This is a genomic window from Flavobacterium lotistagni, from assembly GCF_011392125.1.
In the GTDB taxonomy this organism is placed as follows: Bacteria; Bacteroidota; Bacteroidia; order Flavobacteriales; family Flavobacteriaceae; genus Flavobacterium; species Flavobacterium lotistagni.
Window position 1 is genome coordinate 637875 of record NZ_JAAJBU010000001.1, and the last position, 16139, is coordinate 654013.

General features: G+C 40.5%; 16 protein-coding genes. 12 read left to right on the forward strand and 4 right to left on the reverse strand.

All coding sequences use genetic code 11. The features are described from left to right. Positions 1-33 precede the first annotated feature (33 nt). Positions 34-699: a head GIN domain-containing protein gene (locus tag G4D82_RS02765; protein ID WP_166334220.1), complete on the reverse strand. Its 666-nt coding sequence runs from the start codon at positions 697-699 to the stop codon at positions 34-36. A gap of 1 nt (position 700) precedes the next feature. Beyond that, positions 701-2881 carry a ribonuclease R gene (gene rnr, locus G4D82_RS02770; protein WP_166334222.1) on the reverse strand — a complete coding sequence of 727 codons (2181 nt, stop codon included), beginning with the start codon at positions 2879-2881 and terminating at the stop codon, positions 701-703. Between the two features lie 110 nt (positions 2882-2991). Here rnr and G4D82_RS02775 point away from each other — a divergent pair, with 110 nt between their 5' ends. The 3 genes from G4D82_RS02775 (at position 2992) to G4D82_RS02785 (ending at position 6375) form a co-directional block, all read left to right on the forward strand. Further along, positions 2992-3225 (forward strand): DUF2007 domain-containing protein, encoded by a 234-nt coding sequence (locus tag G4D82_RS02775; protein ID WP_166334224.1) that lies wholly within the window; start codon positions 2992-2994, stop codon positions 3223-3225. 580 nt (positions 3226-3805) lie between these two features. Then, positions 3806-4237 carry a ribose 5-phosphate isomerase B gene (rpiB, locus tag G4D82_RS02780; RefSeq protein ID WP_166334226.1) on the forward strand — a complete coding sequence of 144 codons (432 nt, stop codon included), beginning with the start codon at positions 3806-3808 and terminating at the stop codon, positions 4235-4237. 14 nt (positions 4238-4251) lie between these two features. Next, entirely contained in the window at positions 4252-6375 is a 2124-nt protein-coding gene (locus G4D82_RS02785; RefSeq protein ID WP_166334291.1) for a Tex family protein, read from the forward strand. Positions 6376-6464: 89 nt separating this feature from the next. On the opposite strand, the gene tatA is transcribed toward G4D82_RS02785, so the two are convergent. Beyond that, positions 6465-6647 carry a twin-arginine translocase TatA/TatE family subunit gene (tatA, locus tag G4D82_RS02790; RefSeq protein WP_166334228.1) on the reverse strand — a complete coding sequence of 61 codons (183 nt, stop codon included), beginning with the start codon at positions 6645-6647 and terminating at the stop codon, positions 6465-6467. 190 nt (positions 6648-6837) lie between these two features. On the opposite strand from tatA, the gene G4D82_RS02795 reads away from it, so the two are divergent. From G4D82_RS02795 to rfbD, 9 genes are all read left to right on the forward strand, one after another. Further along, a complete protein-coding gene (locus tag G4D82_RS02795) occupies positions 6838-7707 on the forward strand; it encodes a M23 family metallopeptidase (RefSeq protein WP_166334230.1) in 870 nt (289 codons plus the stop codon). Position 7708: 1 nt separating this feature from the next. Then, positions 7709-8071, forward strand: coding sequence for an SdpI family protein (locus G4D82_RS02800; protein WP_166334232.1), 363 nt, complete (start codon positions 7709-7711; stop codon positions 8069-8071). A gap of 2 nt (positions 8072-8073) precedes the next feature. Then, positions 8074-9567 (forward strand): GH3 auxin-responsive promoter family protein, encoded by a 1494-nt coding sequence (locus G4D82_RS02805; RefSeq protein WP_166334234.1) that lies wholly within the window; start codon positions 8074-8076, stop codon positions 9565-9567. Beyond that, positions 9564-10439 carry a carboxypeptidase-like regulatory domain-containing protein gene (locus G4D82_RS02810; RefSeq protein WP_166334236.1) on the forward strand — a complete coding sequence of 292 codons (876 nt, stop codon included), beginning with the start codon at positions 9564-9566 and terminating at the stop codon, positions 10437-10439. The genes G4D82_RS02805 and G4D82_RS02810 overlap by 4 nt, the downstream gene beginning before the upstream one ends. A gap of 110 nt (positions 10440-10549) precedes the next feature. Then, a complete protein-coding gene (locus G4D82_RS02815) occupies positions 10550-12241 on the forward strand; it encodes a DUF6909 family protein (protein ID WP_166334239.1) in 1692 nt (563 codons plus the stop codon). A 5-nt stretch (positions 12242-12246) separates the two neighbouring features. Beyond that, the gene (locus tag G4D82_RS02820; RefSeq protein WP_166334241.1) at positions 12247-13242 is read left to right on the forward strand and encodes a hypothetical protein; all 996 of its coding nucleotides are present in this window, start codon (positions 12247-12249) and stop codon (positions 13240-13242) included. Next, positions 13239-14096: a glucose-1-phosphate thymidylyltransferase RfbA gene (gene rfbA, locus G4D82_RS02825; RefSeq protein WP_166334243.1), complete on the forward strand. Its 858-nt coding sequence runs from the start codon at positions 13239-13241 to the stop codon at positions 14094-14096. The genes G4D82_RS02820 and rfbA overlap by 4 nt, the downstream gene beginning before the upstream one ends. Before the next feature lies 1 nt (position 14097). Beyond that, positions 14098-14649: a dTDP-4-dehydrorhamnose 3,5-epimerase gene (gene rfbC / locus G4D82_RS02830; protein WP_166334245.1), complete on the forward strand. Its 552-nt coding sequence runs from the start codon at positions 14098-14100 to the stop codon at positions 14647-14649. Then, a complete protein-coding gene (rfbD, locus tag G4D82_RS02835) occupies positions 14643-15482 on the forward strand; it encodes a dTDP-4-dehydrorhamnose reductase (RefSeq protein ID WP_166334247.1) in 840 nt (279 codons plus the stop codon). The genes rfbC and rfbD overlap by 7 nt, the downstream gene beginning before the upstream one ends. 34 nt (positions 15483-15516) lie before the next feature. Here rfbD and G4D82_RS02840 read toward each other — a convergent pair. Next, the coding region (locus tag G4D82_RS02840; protein WP_166334250.1) for a putative Ig domain-containing protein at positions 15517-16139 on the reverse strand (623 nt) is incomplete at its 5' end.

A 16139-nucleotide genomic window follows, 5' to 3' on the forward strand; every position in this document is an offset into this window, starting at 1 on the left:
ATGGTTTTTAGGTAAAAATAAGAATATTTCTCATTAGTCTTCCTTTTCGTAGATTTTTCCGCCGGCAATCACTTTCTGGTTGATTTCCTTTGGATGGCCGTAAATCACGATGTCTCCGCCGGCACGAACTTTAGCATCAACCGATTCTGAAGCATTGATTTCAGCCTCGCCACCGGCATTTGCGGTAATGGTAGTTTGTGCTGTTTTTAAATTTGAAGCATGATAAATTCCGCCCGAATTAATTAAAACATCTTGACCTGTTGCAATTCCTTGTAATTTCACTTTCGACCCATTGGTGACTCTAGCTTCCAATTGGTCTACTTCTAAAGTCAAATCTACACTCGCACCTTCCTTGGCGATGATATCGAAATGATTGGCAACCACAGCAGCTTCGCCCGCAATTCTCGAGCCTTCGTTGGCTTCAACAGCTTCAAGGTTAGTATAATAAACTGTAGCCGAAATGTTATCGCCAGAAAGCATTTTGGTAAGCGGCATACGGATTTTAAGCTCGCCGTTTTTGTTAATTAGTTCTACTTCTTTGGAACCTTTACCTTGTAAAACCACTTTGTTTTCGCGTGATGGAATCAGCATTACATCAATCTGATCAAAAGCGGTTATTTTGTTGAAATCACCCACGTTTTTTTGTTGGGCAATCATGCTAAAAGTGGCACAAATCCACAATAAAATTACTTGTTTCATTTTACTCATTTTTTCTAATAAAATGGAAATCGAGTTGTTTTTTGACTAAATCGGCGTTTTTCACCTTGACAATTACTTCATCGCCAAGTTGCAGTAGGTTTTTAGAAATTTCGCCTACTAAGGCATACTGTTTTTCATCGAAAGTATAATAATCATCGCGAATTTCACGAATACGACACATACCTTCACATTTGTTTTCAATAATCTCAACATAAATGCCCCATTCGGTCACACCTGAAATTACACCTAAGAATTCTTGATCTTTGTGGTCTTGCATGTATTTCACCTGCATGTATTTAATGCTGTCGCGCTCGGCGTTGGTGGCCAAGGCTTCCATGTTGGAGGAATGTTCGCATTTTTCTTCATACAATTCAGCATCGGCAGATTTTCCGCCATCGAGGTAATGCTGCAAAAGTCGGTGTACCATCACATCAGGATAACGACGAATCGGTGAAGTAAAGTGTGAATAATAATCGAATGCCAAACCGTAATGGCCAATATTATCGGTCGAATATTTCGCTTTACTCATACTGCGAATCGCTAAAGTATCCACAAGGTTCTGTTCCTTTTTTCCTACGACATCTGTCAGTAAATTATTAAGCGATTTAGAAATATCAGCTTTAGATTTGAAGTTAATGCTATAACCGAATTTAGAAATAATACCTTGTAGGTTAATCAGCTTATCTTCATTGGGTTCATCGTGAATTCTGTACACAAAAGTTTTCTTTTGCTTGCCGATGAATTCTGCTACTTTTCTGTTGGCTAAAAGCATGAATTCTTCAATGAGGTGATTCGCGTCTTTGGCAATTTTAAAATACACGCCAACGGGCTCTGCATTTTCATCGAGGTTGAATTTGACTTCTACTTTATCAAATGATATCGCTCCTTCAGCCAAACGTTTGTAACGCAAAATTTTAGCAAGCTGGTCGAGTTTTAGAGTTGCTTCGACAACCGGAGCGTTAACTTTATAGGCCTTTCCGGTAAGGGAAATCGCTGCGGGAATGGTATCGTCTTTAGTTTCTATGATATACTGCGCTTCTTCGTAAGCAAAACGTTGGTCAGAATAAATAACGGTTCGGCCAAACCACTGGTTAATGATTTGGGCTTTTGCATTGATTTCGAATATCGCCGAGAAGGTATATTTCTCTTCATTCGGACGCAACGAACAAGCAAAATTCGACAACACTTCGGGAAGCATTGGCACAACGCGATCCACTAAATATACCGAAGTAGCGCGTTGGTATGCTTCATCGTCTAAAATGGTTCCTTCTTTAAGATAATAAGAAACATCGGCTATGTGAATTCCGATTTCGTAGTTTCCGTTTTCCAGTTTTTTGAAAGATAACGCATCATCGAAGTCTTTGGCATCTTTAGGATCAATCGTGAAAGTCAGCGTATCGCGCATATCACGACGATTCTTAATTTCACTATCTTGAATCGAAGTATCAATTTTCTGGGCATACATTTCCACTTCAATAGGAAAATCATAAGGCAAACCGTATTCGGCTAAAATTGCATGAATTTCGGTATCGTGTTCACCAGGTTTTCCTAGAACTTTGATAATCGAACCAAACGGGCTGTCGGCTTTCTTGGGCCAATCTTCGATTTTAGCAATCACTACATCGCCTTGCTCGGCATCCGCTATTTTATCTTTAGGAATGAAAATATCGGTATACATTTTAGCATTGGCTGTGGTGACAAAAGCAAAATTTTTCTGGATATCAATCACGCCGACAAATTCGGTTTTGGCACGCTCGAGTACTTCAATTACTTCGCCTTCCGGACGTTTGCCTTTGCGCCGGTTATACACATACACTTTGACTTTGTCTTTATCTAGAGCGTGATTGAGGTTGCTAGTAGGAATAAACACATCTTCTTCGAATTCCTCACAAATAAAGTAAGCGGTTTTGCGCGAAGTCATATCGATAGTACCGTCGTAATAATCTTGGCTAATGGCTTTTACCAAATATTTTCCGGGTTCCGACTCTATAATGACTTTTTGTGCGGCAAGAATTTTTAAATCTTTAATGATTTCATTGCGGCTCTTGGTATCACTGAGTTCGAGTATGGCCGCAATTTGTTTATAATTGAATGGTTTATTGGCGTTTTGAGAAAGTATTTTAAGTATTTTTTCAGAGAACGTCTTGGATTTCTTTCCAAATTTTTTAGGCTTCTTGCTCATATATCTTTTCTTGAGGTCTGAAAAGTACGAAATAAGTTCCTAGTTAAAACCACTTACTCCAGGGTTTAATAGAAATCTAACATTTAAGTATCTTTAGCAAAAAAAGAAAAATGGAATTCATTACTGTTGCCCACTTTAACTTCGCCCATGAAATTGTCGTATTAAAATCAATACTCGAACACGAGCAAATTCCGCATTTGTTCCAGAACGAAAACTTAATATCGGTAGATCCACTGGCGAGCATTGCTTACGGCGGAATTCAACTCAAAGTACATCCGAGCGATACCGAGCGAGTGAAAACCTTGATCGAAAATCTCAATCGGCCTGATCTTAAAATCATCTAAAGGTTTTCAACACTTATTAAAAACATCAAAAAATAACTGAAATGAAATTTAAATTTTTGGTGGTTATTATAGCGTGTTGATAAACGCAATAACTTTCAAAAAAGAAGTTTGACTTTTTTGTTGTACTTTTTTATCACGATTTGTCAACAGCTTTTTGAAAGGCCAAATCATTCATTTTAAAGTAAAATTGTAAAATAATCAACAGTTGTTGACAAACCCATCAGCTGTATTTTTGTAAATAAGTTGCTGAGGTATTTTTGTTAACAAAGGCGGATTTTACAACGGATAACTTTTACAAAAATTAGCCAAACTTTATTTGTTTTTTTGAGGCTAATTTTTGCTTATGAGTTTTAAGCATACCGCCAAAAAAAAGTTCTGATTTTCTTTTTCAAGTTATAAACACTTGATGTTAAATTAAGGTAAGCTGAAAATCAAGCTTTTGTAAAAATCTATCAACAACAGTTTTTTCTGACTTGGAAATTAAGTTCCAAATCGTGTCCAATTATAAATCTATTCCATCAAATTAAAAAGGTACTTCAATAGGATTGATTAAATTTGCGACGCAACCAAAACGCACGATATGAAAATAGCTATAGGAAACGACCACGCGGGTCCAGATTATAAAAAAGCCATCCTGGAGATGCTTATTAGCAAAGGCCACGAAGTAACCAATTACGGAACCGATACTTTCGACAGTGTTGATTATCCGGATTTTGGTCATCCGGTCGCTAAGGCAGTGTCAGAAAAACAGGCCGACTTTGGCATTGTGATCTGCGGCAGCGGCAACGGCATCGCCATTACGGCCAACAAACACCAAAAAGTACGCGCCGCGGTTTGTTGGACCAAAGAAATAGCGGTTTTGGCCCGGCAACACAACGATGCGAATATTATCAGTATTCCTGCTAGGTTTACTTCGATAGTTCAAGCAGTGGAAATGGTCGAGGTTTTTCTAAACACCGATTTTGAAGGCGGACGGCACGCCAATCGAGTGAATAAAATTGCTTGTCAATAAAGCATTTGACCAATATGACCTCTATCGATTTTATCCAACAAACCGTAGCGACTTCGGCTATCAATATTGAAAAAACGGTCCAACTTTTAAACGAAGATTGTACCATTCCATTTATTTCCCGCTACCGGAAAGACCAAACCGGAAACCTTGATGAGGTAGTAATCGAACAGATTGCTAAACGCCATCGCCAATATCAGGAAATTCTCAAGCGCAAAGAAACCATTCTCAATTCGGTTCAAGATCAAAATGCTTTAACACCTGAATTGGCCCAGAAAATCAACTCCAGTTTCGATTTGCAAGAACTCGAAGATATGTACTTGCCTTACAAGAAAAAGAAAAAAACCAGAGCCGATGTAGCGCGTGAAAATGGCCTAGAGCCGCTGGCCAAAATCATCATGGCGCAAAACGACGACGACGTAGATTTCATTGCCTCAAGATATCTCAATGACAAAGTTCGAAATGAAGACGAAGCTTTGCAAGGCGCTCGCGATATTATTGCCGAGTGGGTCAACGAAAACACTTATGTGCGCAAACTTGTCCGGCGTTTGTTTCAAAGGCAGGCCACTATTTCAACGCAAGTAGTCAAAACCAAAAAAGACGACGAAGCAGCCCAGAAATTCAATCAGTATTTTGATTGGTCTGAAAACTTAACCAAAGCACCCTCGCACCGATTGTTGGCTATTTTGCGTGCCGAGAACGAAGGTTTCATTAAGGTTAAAGTGGAAATAGAATCCGAACAAGCCCTAGATGCAATTGCCCAATCGGTCATTAAAAAGAACAATGACAGCACGCCGCATATTGAGCAAGCTATTGAAGACTCGTACAAACGACTTTTGGCTCCGGCGATTTCCAACGAAGCTTTGCAAGAAGCCAAAGCCAAAGCCGATGCGAATTCGATTCAGGTTTTTGCTACTAATTTGAGCCAGTTATTGCTCGCTCCACCACTAGGCGAAAAGCGAATTTTAGCGATTGATCCGGGTTACAGAAGCGGCTGTAAGATTGTTTGTTTGGATGAAAAGGGCGACTTGCTTTACAACGAGACGATTTATCCGCATGCGCCGCAAAATCAGGAAACGATAGCGATTAAAAAAATCCGCTCCATGGTCAATGCTTATAAGATTGAGGCGATTTCAATAGGCAACGGAACAGCGTCGCGCGAAACGGAATTCTTTATCAAGAAAATCCCATTCGATAAGCCGGTTCAGGTTTTTGTAGTCAGCGAAGCCGGGGCATCAGTATATTCGGCTTCTAAAATTGCACGCGAAGAGTTTCCCGAGTATGATGTTACGGTTCGGGGTTCGGTGTCTATCGGAAGAAGGTTGTCTGATCCGTTGGCCGAATTGGTCAAAATCGATCCGAAAGCCATTGGTGTGGGTCAATACCAACACGATGTGGATCAAACCAAACTCAAAGAAGAACTCGACAATACGGTAATTCGTTGTGTGAATTCGGTCGGGATCAATATTAATACAGCCAGTAAATCGTTGCTGAGTTATGTGAGCGGAATAGGAGAGAAGCTCGCCGAGAATATCGTACAATATCGCCTCGAAAATGGCCCGTTTGAAGAACGCAAACAACTTAAAAAAGTACCGCGTTTAGGAGAAAAAGCGTTCCAACAAGGCGCAGCTTTCATCCGGATTACCCATGCTAAAAACCCGCTGGACAATTCTGCGGTGCATCCGGAAGCTTATCCAATAGTAGAGAGAATCGCCAAAGATTTAAAAATTTCCGTGAGCGAACTCATTGCCAACAAAGAGAAAATCGCCCAGATTAAACCGGAGCATTATATAACGGAAGAAGTCGGTATTTTAGGTTTGAAAGACATTCTAAAGGAACTCGAAAAACCCGGTTTAGACCCGAGAAAGTCTGCTAAAGTTTTTGAATTCGACCCCAATGTGAAATCAATTAAAGACCTAAAATCCGGAATGATTTTGCCGGGCATTGTCAATAACATTACCAATTTTGGTTGCTTTGTGGATATCGGCATTAAGGAAAGCGGTTTGGTGCATATCTCGCAGCTCAAAGCCGGTTTTGTTTCCGATGTGAACCAAGTGGTGAAACTGCACCAACATGTTCAGGTCAAAGTAACTGAAGTAGACGAAATCCGCAAACGCATTCAACTTTCGATGATTTTATAATCGGTTTAAAAAACAAAAAAATCCAAACGCCAATGAAACACTGGAATTTGGATTTTTATTTTTTGTAAGAAATCGAACTTTCCGATGGGCTATTTCGCCGAATCGTCAGATTTTTTAGCTGCTGCATTTTCCTCTTCGCCTTTTGAGGCTTTTTTAAACTCATTGATGCCGCTGCCGAGGCCTTTCATCAATTCCGGAATTTTTTTACCGCCGAAAAGCAAAAGAACCACCAATAATATAATCAGGATTTCTGTAACACCGAATCTTCCCATTTGCTAATAATTTGTTGCCGAAGCAAATTGCTATTAATATTCGGGCAAAGATAAAGAGAAAAAACCGGAATAATTTTGATTCCTTGACAAATATTTATGATGCAACAGCGTTAATGTTTCAACTATTTTGAACGCGTAGGTCGGAGCTGCACTAACATAATTTCTATATTTGTAAACCTAAACCAAACTGATGGCGGAGAAAAGGCTCAAACGGCAGCAACTCAAGAAAAAACTGTTCACAAAAAACCGCTTGTTGATTCTCAACGAAGATTCTTTTGAGGAGATTTTCTCTTTGAGACTGACCTTAATGAACGTGTTTGTCGTCGCAACCATTGGCGCGGTATTAATTATCACCACTACCACTTTTATTATAGCCTTTACGCCGCTTCGGGAATTTATTCCAGGTTACGCCTCAGACCAGCTCAAGCGAGATGCGACCGAGTTGGCCTTGAAATCCGATTCTCTGAACCAAGCCGTTAAGAAAAATGAGGCTTATATTGCTTCGATCAAAAAAATCCTTACTGGCGATTTGGAACTTGCCCAATTCAATAAAGATTCTATTTATGCTTCCTCGGTTGCTCCGGTGAGCATTGAAGAAATAAAACCGTCAGAAGCAGACCAACAACTGCGCGAAGAAGTAGCTAAAGAAGACAAATACAACTTGTTTGAGAAGGCCCAAGCTAAGGTAAGTGTCGTTTTGTTTGCGCCGGTCAAAGGTGTGGTTACCGAAAAGTTCAACGCCAAGAACAAACACTACGCTATTGATGTTGCTTTGGCTAAAAATACGCCGATAAAAGCCGTCTTGAGCGGAACGGTAATTTTTGCCGATTGGACGCCATCAACAGGAAATGTGGTGATTCTCCGCCACAACAACGGTTTTATTTCGGCATACAAACACGCGGCGTCACTCACCAAATCTCAGGGCGATGTGGTCCGAACCGGTGAAGTAATTGCTTTGGCAGGTTCAACCGGTCAGGAATCTACCGGCGTACACTTGCATTTCGAACTTTGGAAAGACGGTTACGCCATCGACCCAGAACAATTTATTTCTTTTGAATAACATGGAAAATATCAACCACTTGATCGACCAATTACTCGGATTGCCTTTTGCGGTCGGACTCATTTTTTCACTAGTAGGAATGCTGATGTGGCTATTTCCACCTCGAAAAATCAACTACTTATACGGTTATAGAACCCGAAGTTCTATGGCTTCACAACAACGTTGGGATTTTGCCCAGAAGTATTCCGCGCGGCTGATGGCTGTTAACGGATTATTGTTGGTGCTCAGTTCACTGATTAAAATGGGCTTCAATATGAGTATAAGCCAGCAACTCACCCTCGGCGTGATATTGATTTTAGCCGCTGTAATAGTGTTGATTGTACTAACAGAGAAAGCGATTCAAACCAAATTTCCACAAGCATAACCATGTCTGTAAAATCTTTTGCTGCCAAAATCTTTGCCTACTATGTGCAACGAAAAACCCAACGATGGGCGCGCCAACCTATCCAGACGCAGCAACAAGTTTTTCTCGATTTAATTCGCACGGCTCGCAATACCGAATTCGGAAAAGACCACGGTTTTTCAAAAATCAATTCGTATGAAGATTTTGCCAAGCAGGTTCCCATTCGCGACTATGAAGCGTTGAAAAGTTATATCGATCGAGTTGTGAAAGGCGAAGAAAATGTGCTGTGGCCCGGAAAGCCGCTCTATTTTGCTAAAACTTCCGGTACCACTTCTGGCGCAAAGTACATTCCGCTGACTAAAGCCTCAATGCCGTTACATATTCAAGCCGCGCGCGACGCCATCCTGCATTATGTTTACCAAACGGGTAAAGCAGATTTCGTCAACGGAAAAATGATTTTTTTGCAAGGCAGCCCGATTCTCGAACAAAAAAACGGCATCCAACTCGGACGACTTTCCGGTATTGTGGCGCATTTTGTTCCGAAGTACCTACAAAAGAACCGTTTGCCTTCATGGGAAACCAATTGCATAGAAGATTGGGAAACTAAAGTCGACGCGATTGTACAGGAAACCTTTTGTGAAGATATGACTGTAATTTCCGGGATACCGTCTTGGATGCAGATGTATTTCGAGAAACTCCAGAGCAAAGCCGGCAAGCCAGTGGGCGAATTGTTCAAGAACTTCAACTTGTTTATCTACGGCGGCGTGAACTACGAACCTTATCGAGCGAAATTTGAAAGCCTGATTGGCAGAAAGGTGGATAGCATAGAACTTTTTCCGGCTTCGGAAGGCTTTTTTGCCTACCAAGATTCACCAACCGAAAAAGGCATGTTGTTGCTTTTGAATGCCGGGATTTTTTATGAGTTTGTTAAATCAGAGGATTTTTTCACTCAGAACCCGAAACGTTATACCATTGGCGAGGTTGAAATCGGAGTGAATTATGTGTTGATTATTTCCACCAACGCCGGGCTTTGGGCATATAATATTGGCGATACGGTACAGTTCACTTCAATCCAACCTTACCGCCTGATTGTCTCGGGCCGTATCAAACATTTTATCTCTGCATTTGGCGAGCATGTCATCGGCAAGGAAGTAGAACAGGCCATGCAAGAAGCACTTGCCGGAACCAACATTTGCATTACCGAGTTTACCGTTGCGCCACAAATTACGCCTGAGTCGGGTTTGCCGTATCACCAGTGGCTCATTGAATTTGAGAACCTTCCGGACGATATAGAAAATTTGGCCTTGCGAATAGACAAAGCTTTACGCCAGCAAAACTCCTATTACGACGATCTGATCCTCGGAAATGTGCTTCGTACTTTAGTGATTACACCAGTGGTTCGAAACGGATTTCAAGACTATATGAAATCGATTGGCAAACTCGGCGGACAGAATAAAATTCCGCGTTTGAGCAACGACCGTCAAATAGCCGATGCACTTCAAACTATTAGCCGATGAAAAGTTTTTTTGGGTTAGTGTTGTTGGTTTTCAGCCCAATGGTGAGCGCACAAATCAGTGGCATTGTTAAAGATAGTATTTCCTCGGCGCCGATTTCGTACGTCCATATTTCGGTTGAAAATGAAAATTTAGGGACCAGTACCGAAGAAGACGGCCGATTTACGCTAAGAGTTGATGAGAATAAAATATTGGTTTTTTCGGCTTTGGGCTATCAAACAAAGAAATGCAAAGCTGCGCAAGCAACAGAAATCCGACTCAAACCTGTTTCCTACGCGCTGGATGAAATCGTGATTGCCAAGAGGCTCGAAACACGAGAGCGCGAAATAGGAAAAACATCCACCCAGGCTTATCAGGCATTTGACCGCGGCCCGAGTATCGACGCAAAGTTTTTTCCTTATGATGTTTCTTATAAAAAGACAAAGTTTCTCAAGCAAGTGGTGGTGGTTACCGATAGTAAAATCGACGGCGCAGTGTTTAAAATCCATTTTTACAGTGTTGGTGATGACGGGCTTCCCGGCCAAGAATTGCTCAACAAAGATTTTATCGTGTCGGTGGGTCAAGGTGTGAAACAGACTAAATTGAACCTGAGTAAATTGAACCTGAAGATGCCCAAAGACGGAATTTTTGTAGGTTTTGAAAAATTGCTCATCGAGAAAAACAAATGGGAAAAAACCAGTATCGACCCCAATACCCAACAAACCCAAACGCAGAAAGCCTATTATCCGTTTTTGCTATACAATGCCGTGGATAGTCAGCCTACTTTTGCTTTTTCAGGTGGGAAATGGGTAAGGCAAAATCCTAAAGAAACCGACACTTCGACGACCATGCCCCAAGTGCTCGAACCGGTAATCTTTTTGGTGCTGTCTAACTAAAAAATAAAAAGCTTACATTTGCCGGTTAAAGACTAATAACAATAGCTGTCGAGGGCCTAGAAAGAGGTTTTTTAGGAATGCAAACCGCGACCGAAAGAAAAACAAAGTTCATGAAAGAAATCAAAAACATTGTACGCTCCAGAGCCCAAGAATCATCAAGCGCCGTGGAGAAATTGTACATCACCATGCGGCACTTATTCAACCGCGGATTTTACAAACCTATGGGTGTTTCCGGAGAAACCCTTCGCGAGGCACTATTGTCGTTGCGCCCAGAAATCTATGGCACCATAGCCGAGGAAAAAGTAGAGCTCAATGGGCTCTTGTATGTGATTGAAAGATTGCCCATCGGCATCGAGCAGTGCCGTTTTATCAACTTGACTTCTGATGAGGGTTATTCCAAATCGCATTTCAAAGCCATCATTCCGCCCAAAAGAAGAAGAAATTGCTACCGCATTGACGAAGAGCAAATGAACGTTGAAATTACCCGCGGACGTTCGGACATTTACGATATCTTAACGCACCTAACGTTTATTTTCATCGAATCGCACAAAATCAAAAACCGTGTCTTGATTGACGAATCCGGCGAAGTAACCCGCGATTGGCTCAAACTAGAGCAAGCGGTTTTACAAAATAAGAAACTCACACTCGAAGAAAAAGAGAAGACCATTTCTCACACGGCCAATATCTTAGGCCGCACTTTCGCCGAGGTGATTGATATCTATGACGCTTTCGCAGCGGCCGATAAGCCAGACCGTTTTCTTCACGTAATTTATTGGCTCGGAAAATTGGCTTTAGAAGAAACCATGGACAGCGCCAAGCGTACCATTACCTTCAGCCCGATTTTGAGAGAGCGTTTGGGGCATCACATTCATGGTGAGATTTGGGCCAACAACATCAAGACCGTTTTGATGCAGAATGGTTTGCTGAACCGCCCGATTCATATTATCAGTGCGAACATGCACAGTGTGATGAATTCGATTTTTGCCACTACGGTGCTCCAGTCAAAATTCAAAGACAAAGGCGATTTTTATATTTTCGAGGAACTCAGCAAATCTGGGGCGCATGAGCTCAGAGATAAAGTCACTGCTTTTGCCCACCAACACGGAATGATTTCTTTGCCAGACACTTCCGGAACCAATATCGATGTACAGATTTTCGATACCGCAAAGATTGATTGGAAGAAGTCTGCGTTTCCGAATGCAAAAACTGCGGACGAAAAACCAGTGATTATCGTAATGGACTACGCCTTCGGCGAGCAAGCCTATGAAACTATCGACGAACTTTTGAAGCCCTTTCAGGAAACCAAAATCAAGAAAGTATTTTTGAACGTGGAATCGGTTTCGATCATGGGAAAAGCCGGAATTCTGCAAGGCGGCAAAGGCGATATCATGATTCCATCGGCACACATTAACGAAGGCACCGGCGACAATTATCCGTTTACTAACCAACTTACGGCGGCCATGTTCGAAGGCAATGACATTCCGGTTTTCGCCGGCCCGATGATCACGGTTTTGGGAACTTCTTTGCAAAACAAAGATTTGTTGAAGTTTTTCCACGATTCGACTTGGGGCGTAATCGGCCTGGAAATGGAGGGCGCTTATTATCAGAAAGCCATTCAATCGGCTTCCAAAATCCGTAAGAGTATCAACCCGGATGTTCAGGTAAGGTATGCTTATTATGCTTCGGACAATCCATTGGAAACCGGAAGCACCTTAGCATCGGGCGGTTTGGGAACTACCGGTGTAAAGCCAACTTATCTAATCACCATAAAAATATTAGAACAAATATTCAATATAAAGTAAATCAGATGAATACCAATAACAGAAATATAGATGATCAAGAAATTGATTTAGCCCAAATATCAAAAAAAATAAGCTCTCTTTTCGAAAGTATTAATTTCGGGATATATAAATCTATCAGGTTTTTAATCAAAAACATTGTGGTTATTGGTGCTTTGTTTTTTATTGGTCTGGGCTTAGGATTTTACATAGACAAAAACACTAATGTTTATGATAATGAGATTATCGTTCAACCCAACTTTGGGACTACTGATTATCTCTATTCAAAAATAGAATTGTTGGCTTCTAAAATTAAGAATCAAGACACCTTGTTTTTGAAGTCAATAGGAATTACTAAGCCTTCAGAAATCAAGAGCATTAAAATAAAACCAGTTGTTGATGTATACAAATTTATTACGGGCAATGACAAAGATCGAAATGAACAGAATTTCGAACTCTTAAAGTTGATGGCTGAAGACGGTGATATGAAGAAAATCGTTGAAGAAAACACCACCAGTAAAAACTATGCTTACCACAAAATTTCTTTTGTCACTAATGCACTAAGTAAACGAGAAAATATCATTGAACCATTATTGAAATATCTTAACAACAGTAAATATTTCAATCAAATTAAAATGGTTTACATTCAAAATGAGAAAAACAAAATATTAAAAAATAATGAAATTATAGCGCAAATAGATCTCTTCTTAAACGGATTGAACCAAGACGGAAGTGATAAGAAGAGCGATAAGTTGGTTTATTACAACGAAAACACGCAGCTCAACGATGTAATTCAAACCAAAAATGGGCTTATTGCTGAGAACGGACGCTTGCTGCTTGATATGGTGACGATCAACAACATCATTAACGAAAACAGTTATTCGATGAATAAAAAAGACACCAAATACATCAATGGCAAACTTAAATTGATATTGCCTGTACTTTTTGTTTTTCTTTATTTATTTGCACACTTTTTTATTAGTTTCTATAAAAAGCAGACCCTCAAATACAATCAAATGTCATGAAAGGAATCATTCTAGCTGGTGGTTCGGGCACCCGGTTGCACCCTTTAACACTAGCAGTAAGCAAACAGTTGATGCCCATTTACGACAAGCCGATGATTTATTATCCGCTTTCTACCTTATTGTGGTCAGGTATTCGGGAAATTCTAATTATTTCTACGCCTCATGATTTGCCACTGTTTCAACAACTGCTTGGTGACGGAGAAAAATATGGTTGTCGTTTCGAATATGCAGTTCAGGAACATCCCAATGGTTTGGCAGAAGCATTTATCATTGGAAAAGATTTTATTGGGAACGATAAAGTAGCCTTAGTTTTGGGAGATAACATCTTTTATGGAACCGGTTTGTCTGAGTTGCTTTTAACCAACAATGATCCCGATGGCGGAATTATTTACGCCTATCATGTTCAAGATCCGGAGCGATACGGTGTAGTGGATTTTGATGCCAATGGAAATGTATTGTCTATTGAAGAGAAACCCAAAAATCCAAAGTCTAATTATGCAGTTCCTGGGATTTACTTTTATGACAATGACGTGGTTTCTATAGCAGCTAATATTCAGCCAAGCCATCGAGGCGAACTTGAAATCACTGACGTGAATAAAGAATACCTCAAGCGAGGCAAACTTAAAGTAAGTATTCTCGATAGAGGTACAGCATGGTTAGACACCGGAACATTCAACTCGCTGATGCAAGCTTCACAGTTTGTACAAGTCATTGAAGAACGCCAGGGTTTAAAAGTAGGGTCTATAGAAGAAGCTGCATTTAAAATGGGTTTTATTGATGCCGAACAATTGAAAATATTAGCACAACCGCTACTTAAAAGCGGGTATGGCGCACATCTGTTAAGTATTGTATAGCATGAACTTTAATGCGTTTCCGCTCGAAGGATGTTATTGTATTGAGCCACTTATTTTTGACGACAACCGCGGTTATTTTATGGAGAGTTTCAACGAGAAAACTTTTGCTGAAAAGACCGGTCAGTCCATTCATTTCGTTCAAGACAACCAATCGTTTTCTTCTAAAGGTGTTTTAAGAGGTTTGCATTATCAAGTAGGCGAGCACGCTCAATCCAAATTGATACGTGTGTTATCAGGAGAAATACTAGATATTGCCGTAGATATTCGCCCGGGATCTGTCACTTTTGGAGAATATGTTTCGATTGTTTTATCTGCACAGAATCAGAAGCAATTTTTTATCCCCAAAGGATTTGCACATGGATTTTTAGTATTGAGCGAAACAGCCACTATTTTTTATAAATGTGACAATTTCTATAACAAGGCTTCAGAAGGCGGTATTATCTATAATGATCCTAAACTAAATATAGACTGGCAATTGCCCGATACCGAACTTATCCTTTCCGAGAAAGATGCCATTTTACCCACTTTAGAAAACGCAAGGCAAGCATGGTAGTGGCAGTAATTGGAGCCGCAGGTCAATTGGGGCAAGCCTTGCAACATATCTCTAAAGATTACTCTGGGATTGTCTTTCACTTTTTTAATTCGCAAGAAATTGATATCGCCCAAAAGGAAAAGATTGAGTCAGCTTGGAATAATATCAAACCAGATTATTGTATCAATGCAGCAGCTTATACAGCAGTTGACAAAGCAGAATCTGAACCGGAAAAAGCAAGACAAATCAACGTATTAGGGCCGAAAAATTTGGCTGAGGTTTGCCATGAAAACGACTGTACTTTACTGCACATTTCTACCGATTTTGTTTTTGATGGTCAGCAAAAAAAAACTTATAAAGAAACAGATTTGCCTCACCCAATTAATGTATATGGGCAGACCAAACTAGAGGGTGAAATAGCTGTGATGCAAACAGTGAAAAAACATTTCATTGTTAGAACTTCTTGGGTGTTTTCACAGTTCGGAAATAATTTTATGAAAACCATGCTTCGGCTGGCAGGCGAAAGAAACGAATTAAGTGTGGTAGACGATCAACTCGGATCTCCAACACATGCGATTGACTTGGCTAAAATGCTGTTGACAATCGTCCAAAGCCAAAACCAGAGCTACGGAATTTATCATTACTGCAACCAAGGGCAAACTTCATGGTATGGTCTGGCGAAGGCAATTTTTGAACGGTATAAAGTTAAAATCAAACTCAAACCCATAACGACATCAGCATATCCAACGCCCGCAAAACGACCATCCAACAGTGCTCTCGATACATGTAAAATCTGCGATACTTTCGGGGTTTCTATACCGCATTGGCAAGAATCTTTGGAGCGATATTCATAAAAAAAGAGGAACTTAATCCTCTTTTTCTTTGTTTTTATTCCTTGATTATTTTAAAGACCTGCCACTTTGTTTCCGCACGCAGTTGTAGTAAGTACATTCCTGCCGGCCAATCGCGCATTTCGATGGTATTGGTGTTTTGTAAGCGACCTTTTTTGAGTTGCTTTCCATCGATAGCATAGAGCTCGTAATCAACAGAGTCTTTACTTACATGAATATTATCTTTGAACGGGTTGGGGTAAACCATTAATATTTTGAGTTGATTTTCACCGGTTCCAAGTAATTCTTCAACCGTAATTTCAATATCAAACGAAGCACTTCCGCCTGAATTAAAAGCCGTCACAGTATAAACCGTCAAAGCTGAAACCGAAGTTGGTGTTCCAGAAATGGCACCGGTTGCGGTATCGAAAAGAAGCCCGTCAGGCAAAGCCGGATTGATGCTATAAGCTGTAACTGCACCACCAGAAACTGTCGGCATTAAACTGGAAATTGTTGTTCCAACTGAGAACATATTTGAAGCGTTGTAAGTCAAGCCAAACGGCGCAACATCGTTCACAGTAATCGATAAATCAAACGAAGCACTTCCGCCTGAATTAAAAGCCGTCACGGTATAAACCGTCAAAGCTGAAACCGAAGTTGGTGTTCCAGAAATGGCACCAG

What these genes read in the sequence shown, in the direction of transcription:
- G4D82_RS02765 (WP_166334220.1), bottom strand. Translation starts at nt 699, where the DNA reads ATGAAACAAGTAATTTTATTGTGGATTTGTGCCACTTTTAGCATGATT.
- rnr (WP_166334222.1), bottom strand. Translation starts at nt 2,881, where the DNA reads ATGAGCAAGAAGCCTAAAAAATTTGGAAAGAAATCCAAGACGTTCTCT.
- G4D82_RS02775 (WP_166334224.1), top strand. Translation starts at nt 2,992, where the DNA reads ATGGAATTCATTACTGTTGCCCACTTTAACTTCGCCCATGAAATTGTC.
- rpiB (WP_166334226.1), top strand. Translation starts at nt 3,806, where the DNA reads ATGAAAATAGCTATAGGAAACGACCACGCGGGTCCAGATTATAAAAAA.
- G4D82_RS02785 (WP_166334291.1), top strand. Translation starts at nt 4,252, where the DNA reads ATGACCTCTATCGATTTTATCCAACAAACCGTAGCGACTTCGGCTATC.
- tatA (WP_166334228.1), bottom strand. Translation starts at nt 6,647, where the DNA reads ATGGGAAGATTCGGTGTTACAGAAATCCTGATTATATTATTGGTGGTT.
- G4D82_RS02795 (WP_166334230.1), top strand. Translation starts at nt 6,838, where the DNA reads ATGGCGGAGAAAAGGCTCAAACGGCAGCAACTCAAGAAAAAACTGTTC.
- G4D82_RS02800 (WP_166334232.1), top strand. Translation starts at nt 7,709, where the DNA reads ATGGAAAATATCAACCACTTGATCGACCAATTACTCGGATTGCCTTTT.
- G4D82_RS02805 (WP_166334234.1), top strand. Translation starts at nt 8,074, where the DNA reads ATGTCTGTAAAATCTTTTGCTGCCAAAATCTTTGCCTACTATGTGCAA.
- G4D82_RS02810 (WP_166334236.1), top strand. Translation starts at nt 9,564, where the DNA reads ATGAAAAGTTTTTTTGGGTTAGTGTTGTTGGTTTTCAGCCCAATGGTG.
- G4D82_RS02815 (WP_166334239.1), top strand. Translation starts at nt 10,550, where the DNA reads ATGAAAGAAATCAAAAACATTGTACGCTCCAGAGCCCAAGAATCATCA.
- G4D82_RS02820 (WP_166334241.1), top strand. Translation starts at nt 12,247, where the DNA reads ATGAATACCAATAACAGAAATATAGATGATCAAGAAATTGATTTAGCC.
- rfbA (WP_166334243.1), top strand. Translation starts at nt 13,239, where the DNA reads ATGAAAGGAATCATTCTAGCTGGTGGTTCGGGCACCCGGTTGCACCCT.
- rfbC (WP_166334245.1), top strand. Translation starts at nt 14,098, where the DNA reads ATGAACTTTAATGCGTTTCCGCTCGAAGGATGTTATTGTATTGAGCCA.
- rfbD (WP_166334247.1), top strand. Translation starts at nt 14,643, where the DNA reads ATGGTAGTGGCAGTAATTGGAGCCGCAGGTCAATTGGGGCAAGCCTTG.